Genomic DNA, 18976 nt, shown 5'->3' with positions numbered 1-18976 from the left:
CCTTAGACTGGTTGGGCTATGGCAGACGGCACTGAAACAGAATCCCGTAAGCTGCTGGGGCGGCTGCGTGAAGAGATGGCGAGCGAAGCTGCCGGTCAGGAACGTCTTGACCGGATCACTCACCTGATCGCAGACAGTATCCGGGCCGAGGTCTGCTCGATCTATCTGTTCCGCGACGAAGAAACCCTGGAACTTTGTGCGACCGAAGGCCTGTCGCCCGAGGCCGTTCATAAGACCCGTATGCGCATGGGCGAAGGACTGGTGGGGCGCGTCGCGAAATCCGGCAAAATCGTGAATACGCCCGATGCGCCGTCAGCCAAGGGCTTTCGCTATATGCCGGAAACGGGTGAGGAGCGTTTCTCGTCTTTTCTGGGTGTGCCGATTCAGCGGCTGGGTGAAAAGCTTGGCGTTCTGGTTGTTCAGTCCCGCAACGCGCGCGAATATTCTGCGGATGAAGTTTATGCGCTGGAAGTGGTTGCAATGGTTCTGGCCGAAATGGCTGAACTGGGAGCATTCGTTGGCGAGGGCGCGGCCCTGTCGCCACGCCACCAGCAACCGGTTCAGTTTACAGGCGGCCCAGCACAAGAGGGCTCGGCCGAAGGCCATGTCTGGCTGCACGAACCGCGCGTTGTTGTTACCAACCCGATTGCCGATGACCCGCACCGCGAACAGGAGCGTCTGACCGAGGCGGTCGAAGAATTGCGCGTCGGTGTCGACAAGATGCTCGAGATATCCAAGAACGGCGACAAGGAACAGCTACAGGTTCTGGAAGCCTATCGCATGTTCGCCAACTCCAAAGGTTGGATGCGCCGAATGGAGGAGGACATTGCACTCGGGCTTAGCGCCGAAGCTGCGGTGGAAAAGGAACAATCCCAGGCGCGCGCGCGCATGAGCCAAGTCTCTGACCCCTATCTGCGCGAGCGATTGGCGGATTTGGACGATCTCAGCAACCGTCTGCTGCGCATTTTGACCGGGCAAGGGCAGACAAACAGTGCCGACCTGCCACCGGACCCAATCCTGGTTGCCCGGAATATCGGTCCAGGTGACCTGCTGGAATATGGCCGGTCCTTGAAAGGCATCGTGCTCGAAGAGGGCTCGGTCGGAAGCCATGCCACCATTGTTGCCCGTGCTTTGGCCATACCACTGGTGGTCCATGTTGGGCGCATTACGACCGAGGCCCTGAACGGAGACCATATCCTGGTTGATGGCGATCAGGGCACTGTGCAGCTCAGACCAGAAGATACCGTGGTCAGCGCGTTCCGTGATAAGGTCGCGATGCAGGCCAAGGCGCAGGAACGCTATGCCTCGATCCGCGAAACGCCAACGGTGACGCGGGATGGAGAGCGGATCAATCTGGTGATGAACGCGGGTCTGATGGCGGACCTGCCTTCGCTGAACAATTCCGGTGCCGAAGGCGTGGGCCTGTTTCGTACCGAGCTCCAGTTCCTGATCCGCAATAAGATGCCCAAGCGTTCCGAGCTTGTGACGCAATATCAGCGGGTTCTGGATGCGGCCGATAAAAAGCGCGTGGTATTTCGCACGCTGGATATCGGGTCCGACAAAGTTCTGCCCTACATGAAACATATCGAGGAGCCGAACCCGGCCTTAGGCTGGCGCGCAATTCGGGTTGGCCTGGATAAGCGCGGCGTGATGCGGATGCAGCTGCAGGCTCTGATCCGGGCCGCCAATGGTCGTCCGTTGACGGTCATGTTCCCATTCGTGGCACAAGCGGAAGAGTATTATGAAGCGCGATGGGAAGTGAATAAGACCATCGACCGCGAGAAACGTCTGGGCCATGCCCTGCCTGAAAGTATTGAAGTCGGAGCGATGTTGGAAACACCCTCACTCGCTTTTGCACCGCAGAAGTTTTTTGACGAAGTCGATTTCATTTCGATTGGTGGCAATGATCTGAAACAGTTCTTCTTTGCTGCCGACCGTGAAAACGAGTTGGTCCGCCGCCGCTATGACTCGCTGAATGTCAGTTTCCTGACTTTTATCGAACGGATCGTAGAACGCTGCAACATCTCGGATACGCCGCTCAGCTTCTGCGGTGAAGACGCAGGACGCCCGGTCGAGGCACTGTGTCTGGCCGCGATGGGAATCCGGACGTTGTCGATGCGCCCGGCGTCGATTGGGCCGGTCAAAAGCGTATTGTTGCGGGCAGATCTGCAAGCAGTGCGCAAGATCATATCGGACGCTCGTCATCGCGGAGAGCAATCCGTGCGACCGGCTGTGATGGAATGGTTGCGCAGCCAGGGGTAGTGCGTCAAATCCACCCTTGCTTTCTTTTCTCGCTTTGCCTAAGGAAATAGTGAATGTTAGCGATAACATTTTCTATTCACCGGCGCTGTTAGCTTTAAGTGCTATTGTGGTTCAGCAGAGGATTGAAGGAGCCCGACGATGGTTTCACGCGTAATTCCCGTTAACCCGTTCGATCTGGTGCTGTTTGGCGCGACCGGTGATCTGGCGCAGCGAAAAATCCTGCCGGGTTTGTGTCATCGTTTCGAAGTCGGCCAGATGCCAGACGAAGCCCGGATTATCGGGTCTGCCCGATCCGCCATTGATAGCGACGCGTTTCGGGATCAGATACGCGCCTCGATGAAAGAGTTCGCGCCGGAATTCAAAAAAGACGTTCTGGACCGCTTTCTGTCACGCGTGGAATATGTACAGGTTGATGCCTTGGGTGATGCGGGCTGGGACAATCTGGCCAAGTCATTGCGCCCAGACGTTGTGCGAGCGTTTTACCTTTCTGTCGGCCCAAGCTTGTTCTCGGGCATTGCGAAACGGCTGAACGATCACGATCTTGCAACGCCTGACAGTCGTATCGTTGTGGAAAAGCCGTTTGGTCATGATTTGGCCTCGGCCAAAGCGCTGAACGAAGGGCTGCGCGCCTGTTTCGAAGAACATCAGATCTATAGGATCGACCACTATTTGGGCAAAGAGACCGTGCAGAACCTGATGGCCCTGCGCTTTGCCAATTCCCTGTTCGAGCCGTTGTGGAACGCAACACATGTCGACCACGTCCAGATCACCGTGGCTGAAACCGTCGGCGTCGAGGGGCGCGGGGCCTATTACGATCAGTCGGGTGCAATGCGGGATATGATCCAGAACCACTTGGTACAGCTGCTGTGCCTGACAGCGATGGAGCCGCCGTCCAAGTTCTCTCCCAACGCGGTTCGCGATGAAAAGGTCAAAGTGATCGAGGCGCTTGAGCCGGTGATGCCTGCGGATATCGCCCGCGGTCAATACCGCACGGGTGAGGGCGGTGACGGGTATCTGGACCATGTCGGCAACCCTGCAAGCCGGACAGAAAGCTATATTGCGCTAAAGGTTCATTTGGGTAACTGGCGTTGGGCTGGGGTGCCTTTTTATCTGCGCACCGGGAAACGTTTGCGTGCGCGCGAGTCGGAAATCGCCGTCTACTTCAAGGATCCTCCACACACTATCTTCCCCAATGTAGGGCCATTGCATGGAAATGTGCTGGTGATCCGTCTGCAACCGGACGAAGGGATCACCCTGCGCACCACCATCAAAGATCCCGGTCCGGGCGGGTTCCGCCTGTCGGATGTGTCGCTGGATATGAGTTTTGCCGAGGCGCTGGGCGCAGATGCGCGGGCTCAGGACGCTTATGAACGGCTGGTGATGGATGTGATCCGCGGTGACCAGACCCTGTTCATGCGTGGCGACGAGGCCGAAGCCGCCTGGGCTTGGGTTGACCCTATTATTCAGGGTTGGGAAAACCGGGGTGACCGGCCATCGAAATATGATCAAGGCAGTTCCGGGCCTGAAGAAGCTCTGATGCTGATGCATCGCGACGGGCGCCGCTGGCGTCAGATCGGAGGTTAGACATGGTTAATTCAGTTATCACCGACGTCACGCAACGGATTATAGCGCGCAGCGCCGATTTGCGTGGTCCGCATCTTGAGCGGATGGAACAGGCCCGGTCCAAAGGCCCGGCGCGGGCGCATCTGTCCTGCAGCGGTCAGGCCCACGCCTATGCCGGCGCAGGCGATGACCAACAATCGATGGCCACTGGTACGGCGGGCAATCTGGGCATAGTCACCGCCTATAACGACATGCTGTCAGCCCATCAGCCGTTCGAGCGCTATCCCGGTCTGATCCGCGATGCGATCCGCGCCGCAGGTGGAACCGCACAGGTGGCAGGTGGCGTACCGGCAATGTGTGACGGCGTCACGCAGGGCGAGGCGGGGATGGAATTGTCGCTGTTCTCGCGTGATGTGATCGCGCTGGCCACTGGGGTGGCGCTGAGCCACAACACTTATGACGCTGCCGTGTTTCTGGGGGTCTGCGACAAGATCGTGCCCGGCCTTGTGATCGGCGCGCAGGCGTTCGGCCATCTGCCAGCTGTATTCCTGCCCGCAGGCCCGATGACCAGCGGTTTGCCAAATGACGAAAAGGCCAAGATCCGTCAGAAATTCGCCGCCGGAGAGATCAACCGCGCCGAGCTCATGGCCGCCGAGATGGCCGCCTATCATGGCCCCGGCACCTGCACCTTTTATGGCACCGCCAATACCAACCAGATGCTGATGGAGTTCATGGGCCTGCACCTTCCGGGATCCAGCTTTGTCAATCCAAACACACCGCTGCGCGATGCGCTGACAGAAGAAGGTGCGCGCCGTGCTCTGTCGCTCGGTGCGCTGGGCAACAACTATGCGCCGGTCTGCCAGATACTTGACGAACGTGCCTTTGTGAACGGCATCGTCGGTCTGATGGCCACGGGCGGGTCTACAAACCTGCTGATCCACCTGATCGCGATGGCGCGCGCGGGCGGTATCGTGCTGGATTGGCAGGATTTTTCCGAAATCTCCGCCGTGGTGCCTTTGGTCGCGCGAGTCTATCCCAACGGACTGGCCGATGTGAACCATTTCCACGCCGCGGGCGGGCTGGGCTATTGCATTGGCACGCTACTCGAAGACGGGTTGCTGCACCCCGACACGCTGACCGTCGCGGGGCAGGGGCTGCACAATTATACCAAAGAACCCAAGCTGAAAGACGGCGACCTGACCTGGGAGGACGGCGCAGGCCAAAGCCTGAATGACAAGATATTGCGCCCCGCCAAAGACCCGTTCCAACCTACAGGAGGTCTCTCGCGGCTCAGCGGCAATCTGGGTACCGGAGTGATGAAGGTTTCGGCGGTTGCCCCCGAGCATCAGGTGGTCGAGGCCCCGGTACGGGTGTTCCAAACTCAGGATGCGGTCAAGGCGGCGTTCAAAGCCGGAGAGTTCACGGATGACGTCATCGTCGTTGTGCGATTTCAGGGACCCAAGGCGAATGGCATGCCCGAATTGCATTCATTGACGCCGATGCTGTCGATCCTTCAGGGCCGGGGGCAAAAGGTGGCGCTGGTGACCGATGGCCGTATGTCCGGCGCATCTGGCAAGGTTCCTGCTGCCATTCATATCTGCCCCGAGGCTCTGGATGGCGGCGCGATCGCCTATTTGCAGGATGGCGACATTCTGCGCGTGGATGCCGTAAACGGCGCGCTCGAAATCCTCACCCCAGGTGTGCTTGACCGCACTCCGGCCACGGCTGACCTTTCTGCCAACCAACATGGTGTCGGGCGCGATCTGTTCGGCGCGTTTCGCAACGCTGTCGGCACCGCGGATACCGGCGCCAGCATCTTCGGAGTGTAAGACCTATGTCCAAAACACAACGCACCCGTGAAATCTGTGCCCTTGCCCCGATTGTCCCGGTTCTTGTAATTGACGACGCCGCCAGCGCACGACCTCTGGCCGAAGCTCTGGTCGCGGGCGGTCTTCCTGCGCTCGAAGTCACCTTGCGCACCCCGGCTGCGCTCGATGCGATCCGGGCGATGGCGCAGGTTCCCGGTGGCGTCGTCGGGGCGGGTACATTGATCACGCCTGATGACGTGCGCGCCGCGAAAGAGGCTGGCGCGCAGTTTGGCGTCTCGCCCGGTGCCACTGACGCCCTGATCGCCGCATGCGAAGCCCAAGACCTGCCCCTGCTGCCCGGCGCCGCAACCGCCACCGAGGCGATGGCCCTGCTGGAAAAAGGCTATGACATGCTGAAGTTCTTCCCGGCCGAGGCCTCGGGCGGGGCGCCTGCGCTCAAGGCTATCGGCGCGCCCTTGCCGCAAATCACCTTCTGCCCAACGGGCGGTGTATCGCCTTCAAATGCCCGAGATTACCTGTCTTTGTCCAACGTGATCTGTGCGGGTGGCAGCTGGGTAGCACCCAAACAGATGGTCGCAGAAGGCAACTGGTCCGGGATCGAAACGCTTGCCCGGGATGCCGCCAAGCTGATGGATTGACGCCGAAATTGGCCACGTTAGGGTAGGGCCAATTCAAACAGGTTGATCCCATGACACATCCAATCTCCCTCGCGCGTGGGCGCGAGTATCTGGCTATTCCAGGCCCCTCGGTCATGCCTGACGCAGTGCTGCAGGCGATGCACCGACCGTCACCTAATATCTACGACGGCGAATTGATCGAGATGATGCCCGATCTGATCCGCGATCTGCGTCGCGTTGCCCGCACGGCCCATAACGTGGCCATCTACATTGCCAACGGCCATGGCACGTGGGAGGCGGCACTGTCGAACACCATCGCGCCAGGTGAGACAGTGCTTGCACCCGCATCGGGGCGGTTTACCCATGGATGGGCCGAAATGGCCGAAGGGATCGGCGCCAAGGTGGATGTGATTGATTTCGGAACCAGCACGGTCTGGGATTTCGATCGCATTGCCGAGGTGCTACGTGCTGATTCGTCGCATGATATCAAGGCTATACTTGCAGTTCACGTGGATACCTCGAGCTCAATTCGCAACAACCTCCCGGCGCTGCGCGCGTTGTTGGATGATTTGGGTCACCCGGGGCTGGTGATGGCGGACTGCATCGCCTCGCTGGGATGTGAGCAATTCGAGATGGATGCCTGGGGTGTCGACGTGACTGTTACCGCCTGTCAAAAAGGGCTGATGACCCCACCGGGCATGGGGTTTGTATTCTTCAACGACAAGGCGCAGGCAAAACGGGCAGCAATGCCGCGTGTTTCCCGGTATTGGGACTGGCAACCACGAGCCAATCCCGAGCTATTCTACCAATACTTCGATGGTACCGCACCGACCCATCATCTCTATGGGCTGCGGGCCGCGCTCGACCTGATCCACGCGGAAGGGATTGAAAATGTCTGGGCGCGCCATCAACGCCTCGCTCAGGCAATTTGGACCGCCTGCGAAATCTGGGCACAGGGCGGTGCGCTGTCGTTGAACGTAGCTGACCGCGCCGACCGAAGTCATGCGGTCACCGCGCTGCGCCTGAGTGGAGGGCTCGGAACACCATTGCGATCCTATACCGAACAATCGCTGGGCCTGACTTTGGGAATAGGCCTCGGGATGGAAGATTGGGACGGCTGTTTTCGCCTGGGCCATATGGGACACATCAATGCACAGATGGTCATGGCGATGCTTGGCGGCGTGGAAACTGCCATGGCCGCCCTTGATATTCCGCGCGGCACGGGTGCGTTAGAAGCCGCCGCCACCGCGCTTGTGACCTGAGACCAGCCCCCGATCTCAGTGCTAATCTGTATCTTCATCTGACTCAAAATACTTTCGGGGGGAATCGCGCAAACGGCGCGATGGGGGCAGACAGCCCCCCCGTCCCGATGGCCATAAGCGAGAGCTTCAGACGTTCAGCGCCCGGGCGTCAGCAAGCGCTTTTGGCAAAGAGGCGGCAAAAGCCCCTAGATTGGAGGCATCGCCGCAGCTCACTCGAATGCACCTGTTCTGAGGCGCGGCAAAGGGCATCCGAACGAAAACCCCCTGCGCCACCAGCGACTCCAGAACAGCCTTGGCAAACACCCCATCCTGACCGCAATCAATGGCCACGAAATTGGTGGCTGAGGGTAAAGGGTGCAGCCCGTTCTCCAACGCTATCGCGTTGATCCTCTCGCGCGCATCTGAGATGCGGGCACGGATTTGTAACAGCCAAACTTCATCCTGCAGCGCAGCCAACGCGCCTGCTTGTGCAGCCTTGTTCATACCGAAATGGTTGCGCACCTTGTTGAACGCCGAGATCAGGCCTGGCGCCCCAATGGCATAGCCGACACGCGCGCCGGCCATTCCGTACACTTTGGAAAACGTGCGCATCCGGATCACACGCGGGTCATCTGCGGCAACCGGCGCTGCAGTCCCGTCGGGGGCGCATTCCACATATGCCTCGTCCAGAACCAGCAAACAGCCATCGGGCAGCGCATCCAATACAGCCACGATATCAGTGCCCGAATGCCAGCTGCCCATAGGGTTGTCAGGATTGGCCAGATAGACCAGCTTAGCCTCGACCTCTGCGGCCTTGGTAAAGAGTGCCTGAGGGTCTTCGTGATCGTCGCGATAAGGAACCGTGTGTATCACCCCGCCAAACCCGGCGACGTGATAGTTGAAGGTCGGATAGGCCCCGTCCGAGGTCACAACCGTATCTCCTTGCCCAACCAGCAGGCGCACCAGATAGCCCAGCAACCCATCAATGCCTTCGCCAACCACGATATTTTCGGGTGAGACGGAGTGGTACTCAGCCAGGGCGTGGCGCAGGTTGTGGTTTTCTGGATCAGCATACATCCAGATATCGCCAGTTGCCTGCCGCATGGCCTCAATAGCGCGCGGCGAAGGGCCAAAGACATTCTCATTCGCACCCAGACGGGCCACAAATGGTGCACCGCGCTGTCGTTCCTGTGTTTCAGGGCCGACAAAAGGCACAGAAGCAGGAAGAGATTGGGCAAGCGGGGTATAGCGTGGATTGGTCATGCAGACAGATAAACGCAAGGTCATCCGACAGGCAACCTTGCTTTGCCTGCACAGTGCCCACAGTCTGGCATCAACAAAAACAAAGGAGTGTCCATGCGCATCGCGATTGGTTTGGCTTTAGTGGGGCTTGCCTATTTGATATTTTGGCCTGTTGGCGTGGACCCAGTGGCCTGGGAGCCGCCCGAAGCTCCGGGCTTTACCGGCGTGTTTGCCGAGAACAACGCTTTGGACAGCCTCGAACTGATCTCTTTGCCGGATGGGGAGGAAGGCCCGGAAGACATCGCGATCATGCCGGATGGCACGATCTACACGACATCCATGTCCGGCGCGCTTTATCGGATCGACGGCGACAGCCCGGTCAAGATCGACGACCTGGGTGGGCGCCCTTTGGGTCTGCAAGCTGGGCCGGACGGCGCGCTATATATCGCAGATAGCTACCGGGGGCTGATGCGCTGGACCGGGCCCGGCACGCTGGTATCCCTTGTGTCCGAGATTGGCGGGTCTCCGGTGGTCTATGCCAATCAGTTGGACGTGGCTCCGGACGGTACGGTCTATTTCTCGAACTCGTCTGATCGGTTCGATCCCGAAACCATGGGCGGTACCAAAGCCACCTCGGTCCTGACCATCTGGGAGCAGTCGGATACGGGATACGTGGCCCGCTATTCCCCTGATGGCACAACAAAAAAGGTGGCCGAGGGCTTTGTCTATACCAATGGTGTAGCGCTTTCCCCGCAGACGGATTTTCTGCTGATCGCCGAAACTGGTCGTGCGCGGGTGCACAAGCTCTGGCTAACTGGGCCGAGTGCTGGGCAGCGCGAGGTGTTGATGGAAAACCTGCCGGGATACCCCGATAACCTCACGGCGCAGGGCGACGGCACTTATTGGATGGCCTTCGCCAGCCCACGGGTGCCGAGTGAAGCTTTGATGCCCTATCCCTTTTTGCGCAAGGTGATCTGGCGGCTGGGTCCCTTGGTGCGACCGACGCCGATTCATCGCGGCATGATCGTCCAATTCGACGGGGATGGCACAATCCTGCAAACCTTGCAGGACCCCGGCGGGCGGCTGGGCATCACCACGGCGGGTCAGGTCGTTGGTGACCTGTTCTATGTCATGACGCTGGATTCGCCGTGGTATGGCCGGATGCCCGTCGCTGATTTGCCCTGACGTCGTGGTGGCACTGTCCTCATCTTGCTGGCATGGTTGACGCAACACTGATTTCCGGAGGGACCAATGTCTCGCGTTTCCATCGAATACAAAGACCATATCGCCCATGTCACGCTAACCCGTGGCGACAAGATGAACGCGCTGGACGAAGCCATGATCAAGGCGATCCTGTCTGCCGGGCAAGAGGTGGCGGTCTCCGACGCCCGCGCCGTGGTGCTGTCGGGTGAGGGTAAAAGCTTCTGCGCCGGTCTCGACATGGCCAGTTTCGCCAGCATGGCCCACAAGGACCCAACCGAATGGCTGATGAACCGCAGCCATGACGACGCCAACGAAATGCAGGAGCTTGCCTTGATCTGGCGCCGTGTCCCCGTTCCAGTCATCTGTGCCATTCAGGGTGTGGCCTATGGTGGCGGACTGCAAATCGCACTGGGCGCGGATATCCGCATTGCCCACCCCGAGGCGAAATTGGCGGTGATGGAGATGAAATGGGGTATCATTCCCGACATGGGCGGCATGGTTCTGCTGCCCGAGCTTGTGCGCTCGGACGTGCTGCGCTTGCTGACGTATACTGCACGTCCAATAGGCGCGCCGCAGGCGGCTGATTGGGGGCTGGTCACGAAACTCTCGGACGATCCTTTGACCGAGGCGCTGGCTCTGGCTGAAGACATCGCAGGCCAAAGCCCTTCAGCCATCCGTGCCGCCAAGCGCCTGATCGACGTGGCCGAAACCCGTTCGCGAGCCGACGTTCTGCTGGCCGAATCTGCCGAACAGGTGGAGCTGATCGGCAAACCCGATCAGATGGAGGTTGTCATGGCGCAGATGCAGGGTCGTAAGCCGAAGTTCAAGTAGTCACCACATGAATCCCGATGCGCATCGCGGACCTGCGTGTCAGGCAGTGGGGTGTAGGCTTTGCGCATCTTTTCCAGCGTTACATGAAACGAATTCTCTGGGTTGGACTTTGGTCTGTGCTTTCTTGATCCGGCGTTCCACCAGAATTCCCAATGATCCAAATTTAAGCTGGTTTTGCTTTGGCTGTGGCCTCAAGGCTAAGCGGCTATCGCAGCCGGTTAGTCACCAGATAGGCAATGCCACCAGCCAGCAAACCCCAGACCGCGGCCCCCAGCCCGAAGACTGTGATACCGGACGCAGTGATAGCAAAAGTCAGGATCGCCGCCTCACGCTCGGCCACAACCTCCAGCGCAGCGTGGATCGCATTTGCCAGCACACCGATCAGCGCGACCCCGGCCAGCGTCCCCATCAGCAACGGATCGGCATGGGCGGCAAATCCGGTGATGGCCACGGCAAAAATACCAAACAGGCAATAGAATACGCCACCCATGATGGCCGACCAATAACGCAGCGCAGGATCGGGATGACTATCCTGATTTGAACACATCGCGGCTGTGATGGCGGCTAGGCAGGTGGCGGGGGCTCCGAACGGGGCGGACAACAGGCTGGCCCCTCCGACGGCCGAGAACAATTTGCCCGGCACGGGCGCAAAGCCAAAGCTGCGCATCACCGCGATGCCGGGGATGTTCTGTGTCGCCATAGTGACGATGAACAGCGGCACTCCGATCCCTATGGCCGAGGCCAGGGAGAATGTAGGTATGGCCCAGATCGGTGCTGCAATCAGACGCTCGGGCATGATCGTTGTATCTCCGGCGTTCAGGATGACTATAATGGCTGCTGCGATCACTGCCGCGGGAACAGCAAAAAGCCGGTTGAACCGCCCCGCGATGAACCATGTCAGGATTACGGGTAGCGCCTGCCACGGAATCTCGACGGCCGCTTTGAACGGGAGGATACATAGCGGCATCAGAACCCCGGCAAGCATTGCCTGCGCTAACGTGGTCGGGATTGCAGCTGCCAACCTTCCCAGCGGCTTCCACAACCCAGCCACAACCGTCAAAGCGCCAGCGCACAGGAACGCACCGATAGCTCCTGAGAATCCCTCGACAGGTGTGGCGGATACAGCCAACAGCGCGACACCCGGCGTGGACCAGGCGACACTGATCGGCAACTTGTAGCGCAAGCTCAGCACGATGGCGGCCAGCCCCATGGCGATGGCGGCGGTCATCAGGCCCGATGCGGCCTCCTCCGGTGACGCACCCATCGCATCCAGCCCCTGCAGTACGATGGGGAATGAGCTGAAAAAGCCGACGATGGCCACAACCAATCCGGTTGAGATGGTCTGCATTGGTGGAAATGCGCGTGTCATCCTGCCCTCAGCGTTATCAACCCGCACTTGCTAGCAATCGTAAGCGGAGGTGAACAGGGCGAAATCTGGGCCGGGGAACGAAAACCCCGCCAACGCGGGCGTGGCGGGGTCTGGTATCTAGAACGGCTTGGAGTAGACGAAGATCAGGCGATTTCGGCCAGACGGGCTAGCGCTTCGTTCAGTTTCACCTCTTCCTCTTCACGGGCGGCGAGGTTGGCTTTGGCTTCGGCGACAACCTCTTCCGGGGCCGAGGCCACAAATTTCGGATTGTTCAGACGACCGCGCAAACCACCCAATTCCTTGGCAAGTTTGCCCTTGGCCTTCTCAAGTCGTTCCTTTTCGGCGCCGATATCGATGATATCCGCCAGCGGCAAACCGAACGTCGCACCCGGCGCGGCAATCGAGATCGTCCCCTTGGGAAATGCGTCCACTTTGGTCAAGCTGTCGATCCGCGCCAGCCGCTTGATCAGCGCCTCGTTACGGTCCCATGCAGCTTGGCCATGCGCGTCAATCTCTGTCACCAGCATCGGCACATACAGCCCCGCTGGCACCCGCATCTGCGAACGCGCCGAGCGGGTGTTCTCGATCACCGAGATCACCCAGTTCATTTCGCGATCCGCCTCTGGGTCGACCAGTTCGGTGCCGTAAGTCGGCCAGTCGGCGTGTACGACCATCTTGGCGCGCGTGCCTGTCAGCCCCCACAGTTCCTCGGTAACGAAGGGCATGATCGGGTGCAGCAAGACCATGCACTGGTCCAGAACCCAGCGCATGGTAGCGCGGGTCTCGGCCTGTGCTTCGGCATCGTCACCCTGCAGCAGCGGTTTGGAGAGTTCAACGTACCAGTCGCAGACCTTACCCCAGACAAAGGCGTAAAGCCCGTTGGCCGCATCGTTGAAACGATAGCTTTCCAGTGCGGCGTCGACCTCGGCCCGTACGCGGGCAGTTTCGCCTATGATCCAACGGTTTACGGCGGCCTTGGGTTTCAGATCGGCGACGTTTAGTTGCGGTACGGCGTCGGTGAAGACTTCGTTCATCTCGGCAAAGCGAACAGCGTTCCAAAGTTTTGTACCAAAGTTGCGATAGCCGGTGATGCGTTCGCGAGACAGTTTCAACACGCCGCCAATCGCCGCCATCGAGGCATTGGTAAAGCGCAGCGCGTCGGCGCCGAATTCGTCCACGATCTCCAGCGGGTCGATGACGTTGCCGGTGGTCTTTGACATCTTCTTGCCCTTCTCGTCGCGGACGAGCTGGTGCAGGTAGACGGTGTGGAACGGGATCTGATCGACCACCGCCAGTTGCATCATCATCATCCGGGCGACCCAGAAGAACAGGATGTCAAAGCCAGTGATCAGAACGTCCGTGGGGAAGTAGCGTTCCAGCTCCTCGGTCTGCTCGGGCCAGCCCAGCGTGCCGATGGGCCAGAGGCCGGAGGAGAACCAGGTGTCGAGAACGTCGGGGTCACGCCAAACCGGATAAACCAGCTTCGTCGGGTCTTGTTCAACTGCATACTGAGCAAGGCTTTCGGCGAATTGATGGATCGCTTCTTGCTTATCGGCAACTTCGATTACAGTTGCGTGGCTTAGCGGACTGGGAATGTTTGCATTATCGTCCAGGAATTTTTCAGTCACTGCTTCCAGACTCGACGCGCATTCCATGACATTGCCACGGTGCAACATACCACCTTCGTTCAGCAAACGACCCAATTCGACCAGATCAAGGTTGCCGTCGTTCTCGTCATCCTTGAAGTTTTCGGCCGACAGGTCGAGGCCATACCAAACCGGAATCTGATGCCCCCACCACAACTGGCGCGAGATGCACCAGGGCTCGATGTTTTCCAGCCAGTGGTAATAGGTCTTCTCGCCCGATTCCGGGATGATCTTGACCGTACCGTCCTTGACCGCGTCCAGCGCGGGGCCGACGACTTTTTCGGCATCCACGAACCACTGGTCGGTGAACATCGGTTCGATCACGACCTTCGAGCGGTCGCCAAAGGGCTGCATGATCGGTTTGCTCTCGACCAGCGGGACGAGTGCAGCCGGGTCGTCGTTCTCACCCAGCTTTGTGCCCAGAACCGGATTGTCGGCGCGGGTCATGACGGCCAGACCGTCGGCGGTGATCTCTTCGACAACCTTGGCGCGCGCCTCGAACCGGTCGAGCCCGCGCAGGTGGTCGGGGATCAGGTTGATCGCGTCGATCTCATTCTCGGTGAATGCTTTGCCGCGTGCGTATTCCTGCGCTTTGCCCGCCTCCTCGGCGTAAGGCACTCCATCGGCCCGCATTGCGCCACGCGTGTCCATCAGACGGTACATCGGAATACCGCCACGCTTGGCGACCATGTTGTCGTTGAAATCATGCGCGCCGGTGATCTTCACCGCGCCCGAGCCGAAATCGGGATCGGGATAGTCATCAGTAATGATCGGAATCTGGCGACGATGCTCTTTCGGTCCAACAGGAATTTCACAGAGTTTGCCGATGATTGGCGCGTAGCGCTCATCTGACGGATGAACCGCAACCGCGCCGTCGCCCAGCATTGTTTCGGGCCGTGTCGTGGCGATTGAGATATAGTCGCGCTGTTCCTCAAGCACGATATTCCCGTCCTCATCCTTTTCGACATACGTATAGGTCTCACCACCCGCCAGCGGGTACTTGAAGTGCCACATATGGCCCGCGACTTCGATATTCTCGACCTCAAGATCCGAGATTGCGGTCTCAAAATGCGGGTCCCAGTTGACCAGACGCTTGCCGCGATAGATCAGGCCCTTTTCGTACATTTCTACGAAGACCTTGATGACGGCATCGTGGAAATTTGCAGAATTCTCATGCCCTGTGCGCGGGTCACCCGGTGCACCTGCCATGGTAAACGCGTTGCGCGACCAATCGCAGCTGGCGCCAAGACGCTTGAGCTGTTCAATGATCGTGCCACCGTATTCACCCTTCCATTCCCAGACTTTCTCAAGGAACTTCTCGCGCCCGAGTTCACGCCGCCCTTCGTTGCCCTGCGCCGCCAGCATCTTTTCAACCTGCATCTGCGTGGCGATGCCCGCGTGGTCCTGACCGGGTTGCCAAAGCGTGTCGAAGCCGCGCATCCGGTGCCAGCGGGTCAGGATATCCTGCAGCGTGTTATTGAATGCGTGTCCCACATGCAGCGCCCCCGTCACGTTGGGCGGCGGGATCATGATGGTAAAGCTTTCATCGCGCGATCTGTTCGCGCCCGCCTTGAAGGCTCCGACCTGTTCCCAAGCCTCGTAAATGCGGGCCTCGGCCTCGGCCGCGTTGAATGTCTTTTCCATCGCCATTGGATGCGTCCTGCGTCAACAAATTCGGGTTAGCGCTTGCAATATCGAAAGGATAGCAAAAGGGAAAGGGCCAAGCGCCGGGGCTATGGACAATGATGCATCGCAGCCTAATGTCGCCTAGAGGCAGAGACAGGAGCGCGCGGTGGAAAAGTTTGGCAAAAGCCAGCCCGTCAAACGGACCGAGGACCAGCGGTTTCTGACCGGGCAGGGGCAATATATGGACGATGTCCTGCCGCACGGGGCTTTGCATGCAGTATTCGTGCGATCCCAGGTGGCGCATGGGGTGATTGGGGCGCTGGATCTGGATGACGCGCGCGCGGCCGAAGGGGTGCGGCTCATCATGACGCTGGACGACCTGAAGGCCGCCGGGATCGACACGCGTATGAATGCGGCCATCCTGAATAACCGAGACGGTTCGAAAGCCGCTGCGCCGGACCGGCATATGCTGGCCGCGGATCGCATACGGTTTGTCGGAGAACCCGTCGCTGTAGTCATTGCCGACACCGCCTTACAGGCCCGCGATGCGGCCGAGCTGATCTGGGTCGAAACCTCAGACTTGCCCGTAAAACTGGACGTGTGTGCGGGCGGAGAAACGCTGCACGCGGAAACTCCGGATAATCGGGCATTTGACTGGGCGCTGGGCGATGAGGCGGCAACTATTGCTGCGTTTCAGCAGGCGGCTCATACCGTTGCACTGAATGTGGAAGACAATCGAGTGATCATCACGTCGATTGAACCGCGGGGCTGTCAGGCGCATTGGGTTGATGGGCGGTTGCACTTTTCCTATGGCGGGCAGGGGGTTTGGGCCATGCGTGGTCAGCTGGCGCAAAAGTTGCGACTCAACCCCGAAGATATCCGCGTCACGACCCCGGATGTCGGCGGCGGGTTTGGCATGAAGGTCATGCCCTATCCCGAATATTTCTGCGTGGCCGTTGCTGCGATGAAACTGGGCCAGCCTGTTCACTGGATGTCTGACCGGTCGGAGGCGATGTTGTCCGATCACCATGGCCGCGATCTGTCGTCGCTGGCCGAGCTGGCCTTTGACAGCGATCACCGGATCATCGCCTATCGGGTGCACAGCAAGGTGAATCTCGGCGCCTATAACAGCCATTTCGGGCAGGCGATACAGACCAACCTTTTCAGCAAAGTGCTGACGGGCGCCTATGATGTGCAAACCACCTATCTGCGGGTCGAAGGGTTCTTTACCAATACCACGCAAGTTGACGCCTATCGCGGGGCAGGACGGCCCGAGGCGATATATGTCCTGGAACGCGCCATCGACCGCGCGGCCCGAGAGCTGGGCGTCGATCCCTGGGATCTGAGGCGCAAGAACTTCATCCGGCCTGAGGCATTTCCTTACAAGACCGCGACCGGCGAAACGTATGATGTCGGCGATTTCGACATGGTTCTGTCCCAAAGCCAAATACAGTCCAGCGGATTTGCCGCCCGCAAGATCGCCGATGCTGAACGCGGTTTGTTCCGGGGGCAGGGGATTTGTTACTATATCGAAAGTATTTTGGGCGACCCTTCCGAGAACGCAAAGATCGAGTTCGTTGAGGATGGCACCTTGAAACTTTTTGTCGGAACCCAATCCAACGGGCAGGGGCACGAAACGGTCTATGCTCAGTTCCTGTCTGACCAAACCGGGGTTCCCCTGGATTGTATCATCGTAGTTCAAGGTGACAGCGACCAGCTTCCGAATGGTGGGGGAACCGGGGGATCGCGATCAGTTACGGTGCAAAGTACAGCGACGCTTGCCACCATCGACGTCATGGTTGCCGCATTCACGCCCTATCTCGCAGATAAGATGGGGGTGGAGGAAAGCGACGTGCGCTTTGATTTTGAAACCTTCCGCGCGCCGGGATCAAACCTGACGCCCACTTTGACCGAGGCCGCGGATATGGCCCGTGCCGACGGGCGCGTTGATTTGTTGCAGCATCAGGCAAGCATCACGCTGGACGACCGTAGCTATCCCAACGGGGCACATGTTGTCGAAATCGTGATTGACCCTTGTACCGGCGAAACATGGGTAGACCGCTATACTGTGGTCGATGATTTCGGTAATCTTATCAATCCGATGCTGGCCGAGGGGCAAGTTCATGGTGGTGTCGCACAAGGCATCGGTCAGGCGCTGTCCGAACATGTTGTCCATGATGCGCAGGGGCAACTGCTCACGGCATCGTTGATGGATTACGCCTTGCCCCGCGCAGCCGAGATACCCATGATTAAGTTTACCTCGGCGCCGGTACCGTCAACCTCTAACCCGTTGGGAATGAAAGGATGCGGAGAGGCCGGCACCGTGGGCGCGCTGGCTGCAGTGGCAAATGCGGTTCAGGATGCGCTCTGGGATCACGAGGTGCGGCAGGCCGATATGCCTTTTACGCCGCACAAAGTATGGGAACTGCTGAACGATGCAACTGTCGCGGCTGAGTAGAAAGGTACTGGGGTGGCTTGGACGGCCGCTGCGTTCCGAGCATTCGGCCGAAACGCGCCATCGTGAACCTGTCAGCCATGTCATCATTCTAGACGGCACCATGTCGACGCTTGAGCCCGGATATGAAACTCATGCGGGGCAGGCGCTGCGGCTGTGCTGCGAGATGGGAAGCAAGGTATCCGTCTTCTATGAGGCCGGCGTGCAATGGGAAAGCTGGAAGTCCTCGTTGGATGTGATGATGGGGCGGGGGATCAATCGCCAGATACGCCGGGCCTATGGCTATCTGGCCTCGCGGTATAAGCCCGGCGACCGTATCTATTTCATCGGCTACTCACGTGGGGCCTACGGTGTGCGCAGCCTTGCGGGTGTGATCGACATGATTGGCCTGCTCAAGGCAGAGCACGCGACCGTAAGGAATATCAAACAGGCCTACCGCCACTATGAATGCAATGCCAATGGTAGCGCCGCCGCTGCGTTTCGCCGGCAGTTCTGCCATGAAGATGTTGCAATCGAAATGATCGGCGTGTGGGATACAGTAAAAGCGCTGGGCTTGCGTCTACCGCTGCTTTGGCGTTGGGCCGAGGATCGCCACGCCTTCCACAACCATCAGCTTGGTCCCGCTACACGCCACGGCTACCACGCGATGGCGCTGGATGAAACGCGCGAGGTATTCGAGCCGGTCCTGTGGAAATGTACCCCCGATTTTAAAGGCCATATCGAGCAAGTCTGGTTCCGAGGCACCCATGGCGATGTGGGTGGCCAGTTGAACGGGTTTGAAGAAGCCCGCCCCCTTAGCAACATCTCGCTGGTTTGGATGCTGGACAAGGCAGAGCTGCACGGCCTGCCATTGCCGGAGGGATGGAGAGACCGCTTTGTGATCGACCCTCATGCGCGTTCGGTCGGCACATGGCGCGGTTGGGGTAAGATTTTCCTACTGCGCAAGCACCGCAAAGTAGGCCGCGACCGATCCGAGCGGCTGCATGTCTCGGTTTCGCCAAACGAACTGCCCGGTTGGGTGCCGATGTTGGATTTGCCATCGCATCCAGCGCAGTAATTCGGTTCCAGCTGCGAACAAAAATCACTGGGAAC

The 18976-nt window shown here is 59.3% G+C and carries 12 protein-coding genes; 9 read left to right on the top strand and 3 right to left on the bottom strand.

The genetic code is table 11. From position 1 onward, the window contains the following. Nucleotides 1–18: 18 nt before the first annotated feature. From ptsP to AC2FH9_RS18030, 5 genes are all read left to right on the top strand, one after another. Complete coding sequence (gene ptsP, locus AC2FH9_RS18050) at nt 19–2262, top strand: phosphoenolpyruvate--protein phosphotransferase (RefSeq protein WP_142638037.1); 2244 nt, start codon at nt 19–21, stop codon at nt 2260–2262. A gap of 138 nt (nt 2263–2400) precedes the next feature. Next, on the top strand, nt 2401–3846 hold the full coding sequence (gene zwf, locus AC2FH9_RS18045; RefSeq protein WP_142638040.1) for a glucose-6-phosphate dehydrogenase: 1446 nt from the start codon (nt 2401–2403) through the stop codon (nt 3844–3846). Between the two features lie 2 nt (nt 3847–3848). Further along, on the top strand, nt 3849–5654 hold the full coding sequence (gene edd / locus AC2FH9_RS18040) for a phosphogluconate dehydratase (RefSeq protein ID WP_496872468.1): 1806 nt from the start codon (nt 3849–3851) through the stop codon (nt 5652–5654). Between the two features lie 5 nt (nt 5655–5659). Further along, complete coding sequence (locus AC2FH9_RS18035; protein WP_142638043.1) at nt 5660–6292, top strand: bifunctional 4-hydroxy-2-oxoglutarate aldolase/2-dehydro-3-deoxy-phosphogluconate aldolase; 633 nt, start codon at nt 5660–5662, stop codon at nt 6290–6292. A 50-nt stretch (nt 6293–6342) separates the two neighbouring features. Further along, nucleotides 6343–7533 carry a pyridoxal-phosphate-dependent aminotransferase family protein gene (locus tag AC2FH9_RS18030; RefSeq protein ID WP_496692873.1) on the top strand — a complete coding sequence of 397 codons (1191 nt, stop codon included), beginning with the start codon at nt 6343–6345 and terminating at the stop codon, nt 7531–7533. A 126-nt stretch (nt 7534–7659) separates the two neighbouring features. Here AC2FH9_RS18030 and AC2FH9_RS18025 read toward each other — a convergent pair whose 3' ends face one another. Then, a complete protein-coding gene (locus AC2FH9_RS18025) occupies nt 7660–8775 on the bottom strand; it encodes a pyridoxal phosphate-dependent aminotransferase (RefSeq protein WP_496692872.1) in 1116 nt (371 codons plus the stop codon). A 93-nt stretch (nt 8776–8868) separates the two neighbouring features. On the opposite strand from AC2FH9_RS18025, the gene AC2FH9_RS18020 reads away from it, so the two are divergent. Together AC2FH9_RS18020 and AC2FH9_RS18015 are read left to right on the top strand one after the other, a co-directional pair. Next, entirely contained in the window at nt 8869–9939 is a 1071-nt protein-coding gene (locus AC2FH9_RS18020) for an SMP-30/gluconolactonase/LRE family protein (protein WP_496872466.1), read from the top strand. A 66-nt stretch (nt 9940–10005) separates the two neighbouring features. Beyond that, nucleotides 10006–10788, top strand: coding sequence for a crotonase/enoyl-CoA hydratase family protein (locus AC2FH9_RS18015; RefSeq protein ID WP_496698039.1), 783 nt, complete (start codon nt 10006–10008; stop codon nt 10786–10788). Nucleotides 10789–10993: 205 nt separating this feature from the next. Here AC2FH9_RS18015 and AC2FH9_RS18010 read toward each other — a convergent pair whose 3' ends face one another. Both AC2FH9_RS18010 and AC2FH9_RS18005 read right to left on the bottom strand, forming a co-directional pair. Then, nucleotides 10994–12157 (bottom strand): benzoate/H(+) symporter BenE family transporter, encoded by a 1164-nt coding sequence (locus tag AC2FH9_RS18010; protein ID WP_496750747.1) that lies wholly within the window; start codon nt 12155–12157, stop codon nt 10994–10996. A 143-nt stretch (nt 12158–12300) separates the two neighbouring features. Then, a complete protein-coding gene (locus tag AC2FH9_RS18005) occupies nt 12301–15453 on the bottom strand; it encodes a valine--tRNA ligase (RefSeq protein WP_496750746.1) in 3153 nt (1050 codons plus the stop codon). Nucleotides 15454–15595: 142 nt separating this feature from the next. Between AC2FH9_RS18005 and AC2FH9_RS18000 the strand changes: the two genes are divergently transcribed. Both AC2FH9_RS18000 and AC2FH9_RS17995 read left to right on the top strand, forming a co-directional pair. Further along, complete coding sequence (locus tag AC2FH9_RS18000; RefSeq protein ID WP_496872463.1) at nt 15596–17887, top strand: xanthine dehydrogenase family protein molybdopterin-binding subunit; 2292 nt, start codon at nt 15596–15598, stop codon at nt 17885–17887. Next, entirely contained in the window at nt 17865–18941 is a 1077-nt protein-coding gene (locus tag AC2FH9_RS17995) for a T6SS phospholipase effector Tle1-like catalytic domain-containing protein (protein WP_142638056.1), read from the top strand. The genes AC2FH9_RS18000 and AC2FH9_RS17995 overlap by 23 nt, the downstream gene beginning before the upstream one ends. The last annotated feature ends 35 nt before the right edge of the window (nt 18942–18976 follow it).

Source organism: Ruegeria sp. CDSC081, assembly GCF_059610485.1.
This window is presented reverse-complemented; position numbering and strand designations above follow the sequence as displayed.

Coding starts and splice junctions, on each gene's coding strand:
- AC2FH9_RS18025 (WP_496692872.1), bottom strand. CDS start 8,775: ATGACCAATCCACGCTATACCCCGCTTGCCCAATCTCTTCCTGCTTCT.
- ptsP (WP_142638037.1), top strand. CDS start 19: ATGGCAGACGGCACTGAAACAGAATCCCGTAAGCTGCTGGGGCGGCTG.
- AC2FH9_RS18010 (WP_496750747.1), bottom strand. CDS start 12,157: ATGACACGCGCATTTCCACCAATGCAGACCATCTCAACCGGATTGGTT.
- AC2FH9_RS18030 (WP_496692873.1), top strand. CDS start 6,343: ATGACACATCCAATCTCCCTCGCGCGTGGGCGCGAGTATCTGGCTATT.
- AC2FH9_RS18015 (WP_496698039.1), top strand. CDS start 10,006: ATGTCTCGCGTTTCCATCGAATACAAAGACCATATCGCCCATGTCACG.
- edd (WP_496872468.1), top strand. CDS start 3,849: ATGGTTAATTCAGTTATCACCGACGTCACGCAACGGATTATAGCGCGC.
- AC2FH9_RS18020 (WP_496872466.1), top strand. CDS start 8,869: ATGCGCATCGCGATTGGTTTGGCTTTAGTGGGGCTTGCCTATTTGATA.
- AC2FH9_RS18005 (WP_496750746.1), bottom strand. CDS start 15,453: ATGGCGATGGAAAAGACATTCAACGCGGCCGAGGCCGAGGCCCGCATT.
- AC2FH9_RS18035 (WP_142638043.1), top strand. CDS start 5,660: ATGTCCAAAACACAACGCACCCGTGAAATCTGTGCCCTTGCCCCGATT.
- zwf (WP_142638040.1), top strand. CDS start 2,401: ATGGTTTCACGCGTAATTCCCGTTAACCCGTTCGATCTGGTGCTGTTT.
- AC2FH9_RS17995 (WP_142638056.1), top strand. CDS start 17,865: ATGCAACTGTCGCGGCTGAGTAGAAAGGTACTGGGGTGGCTTGGACGG.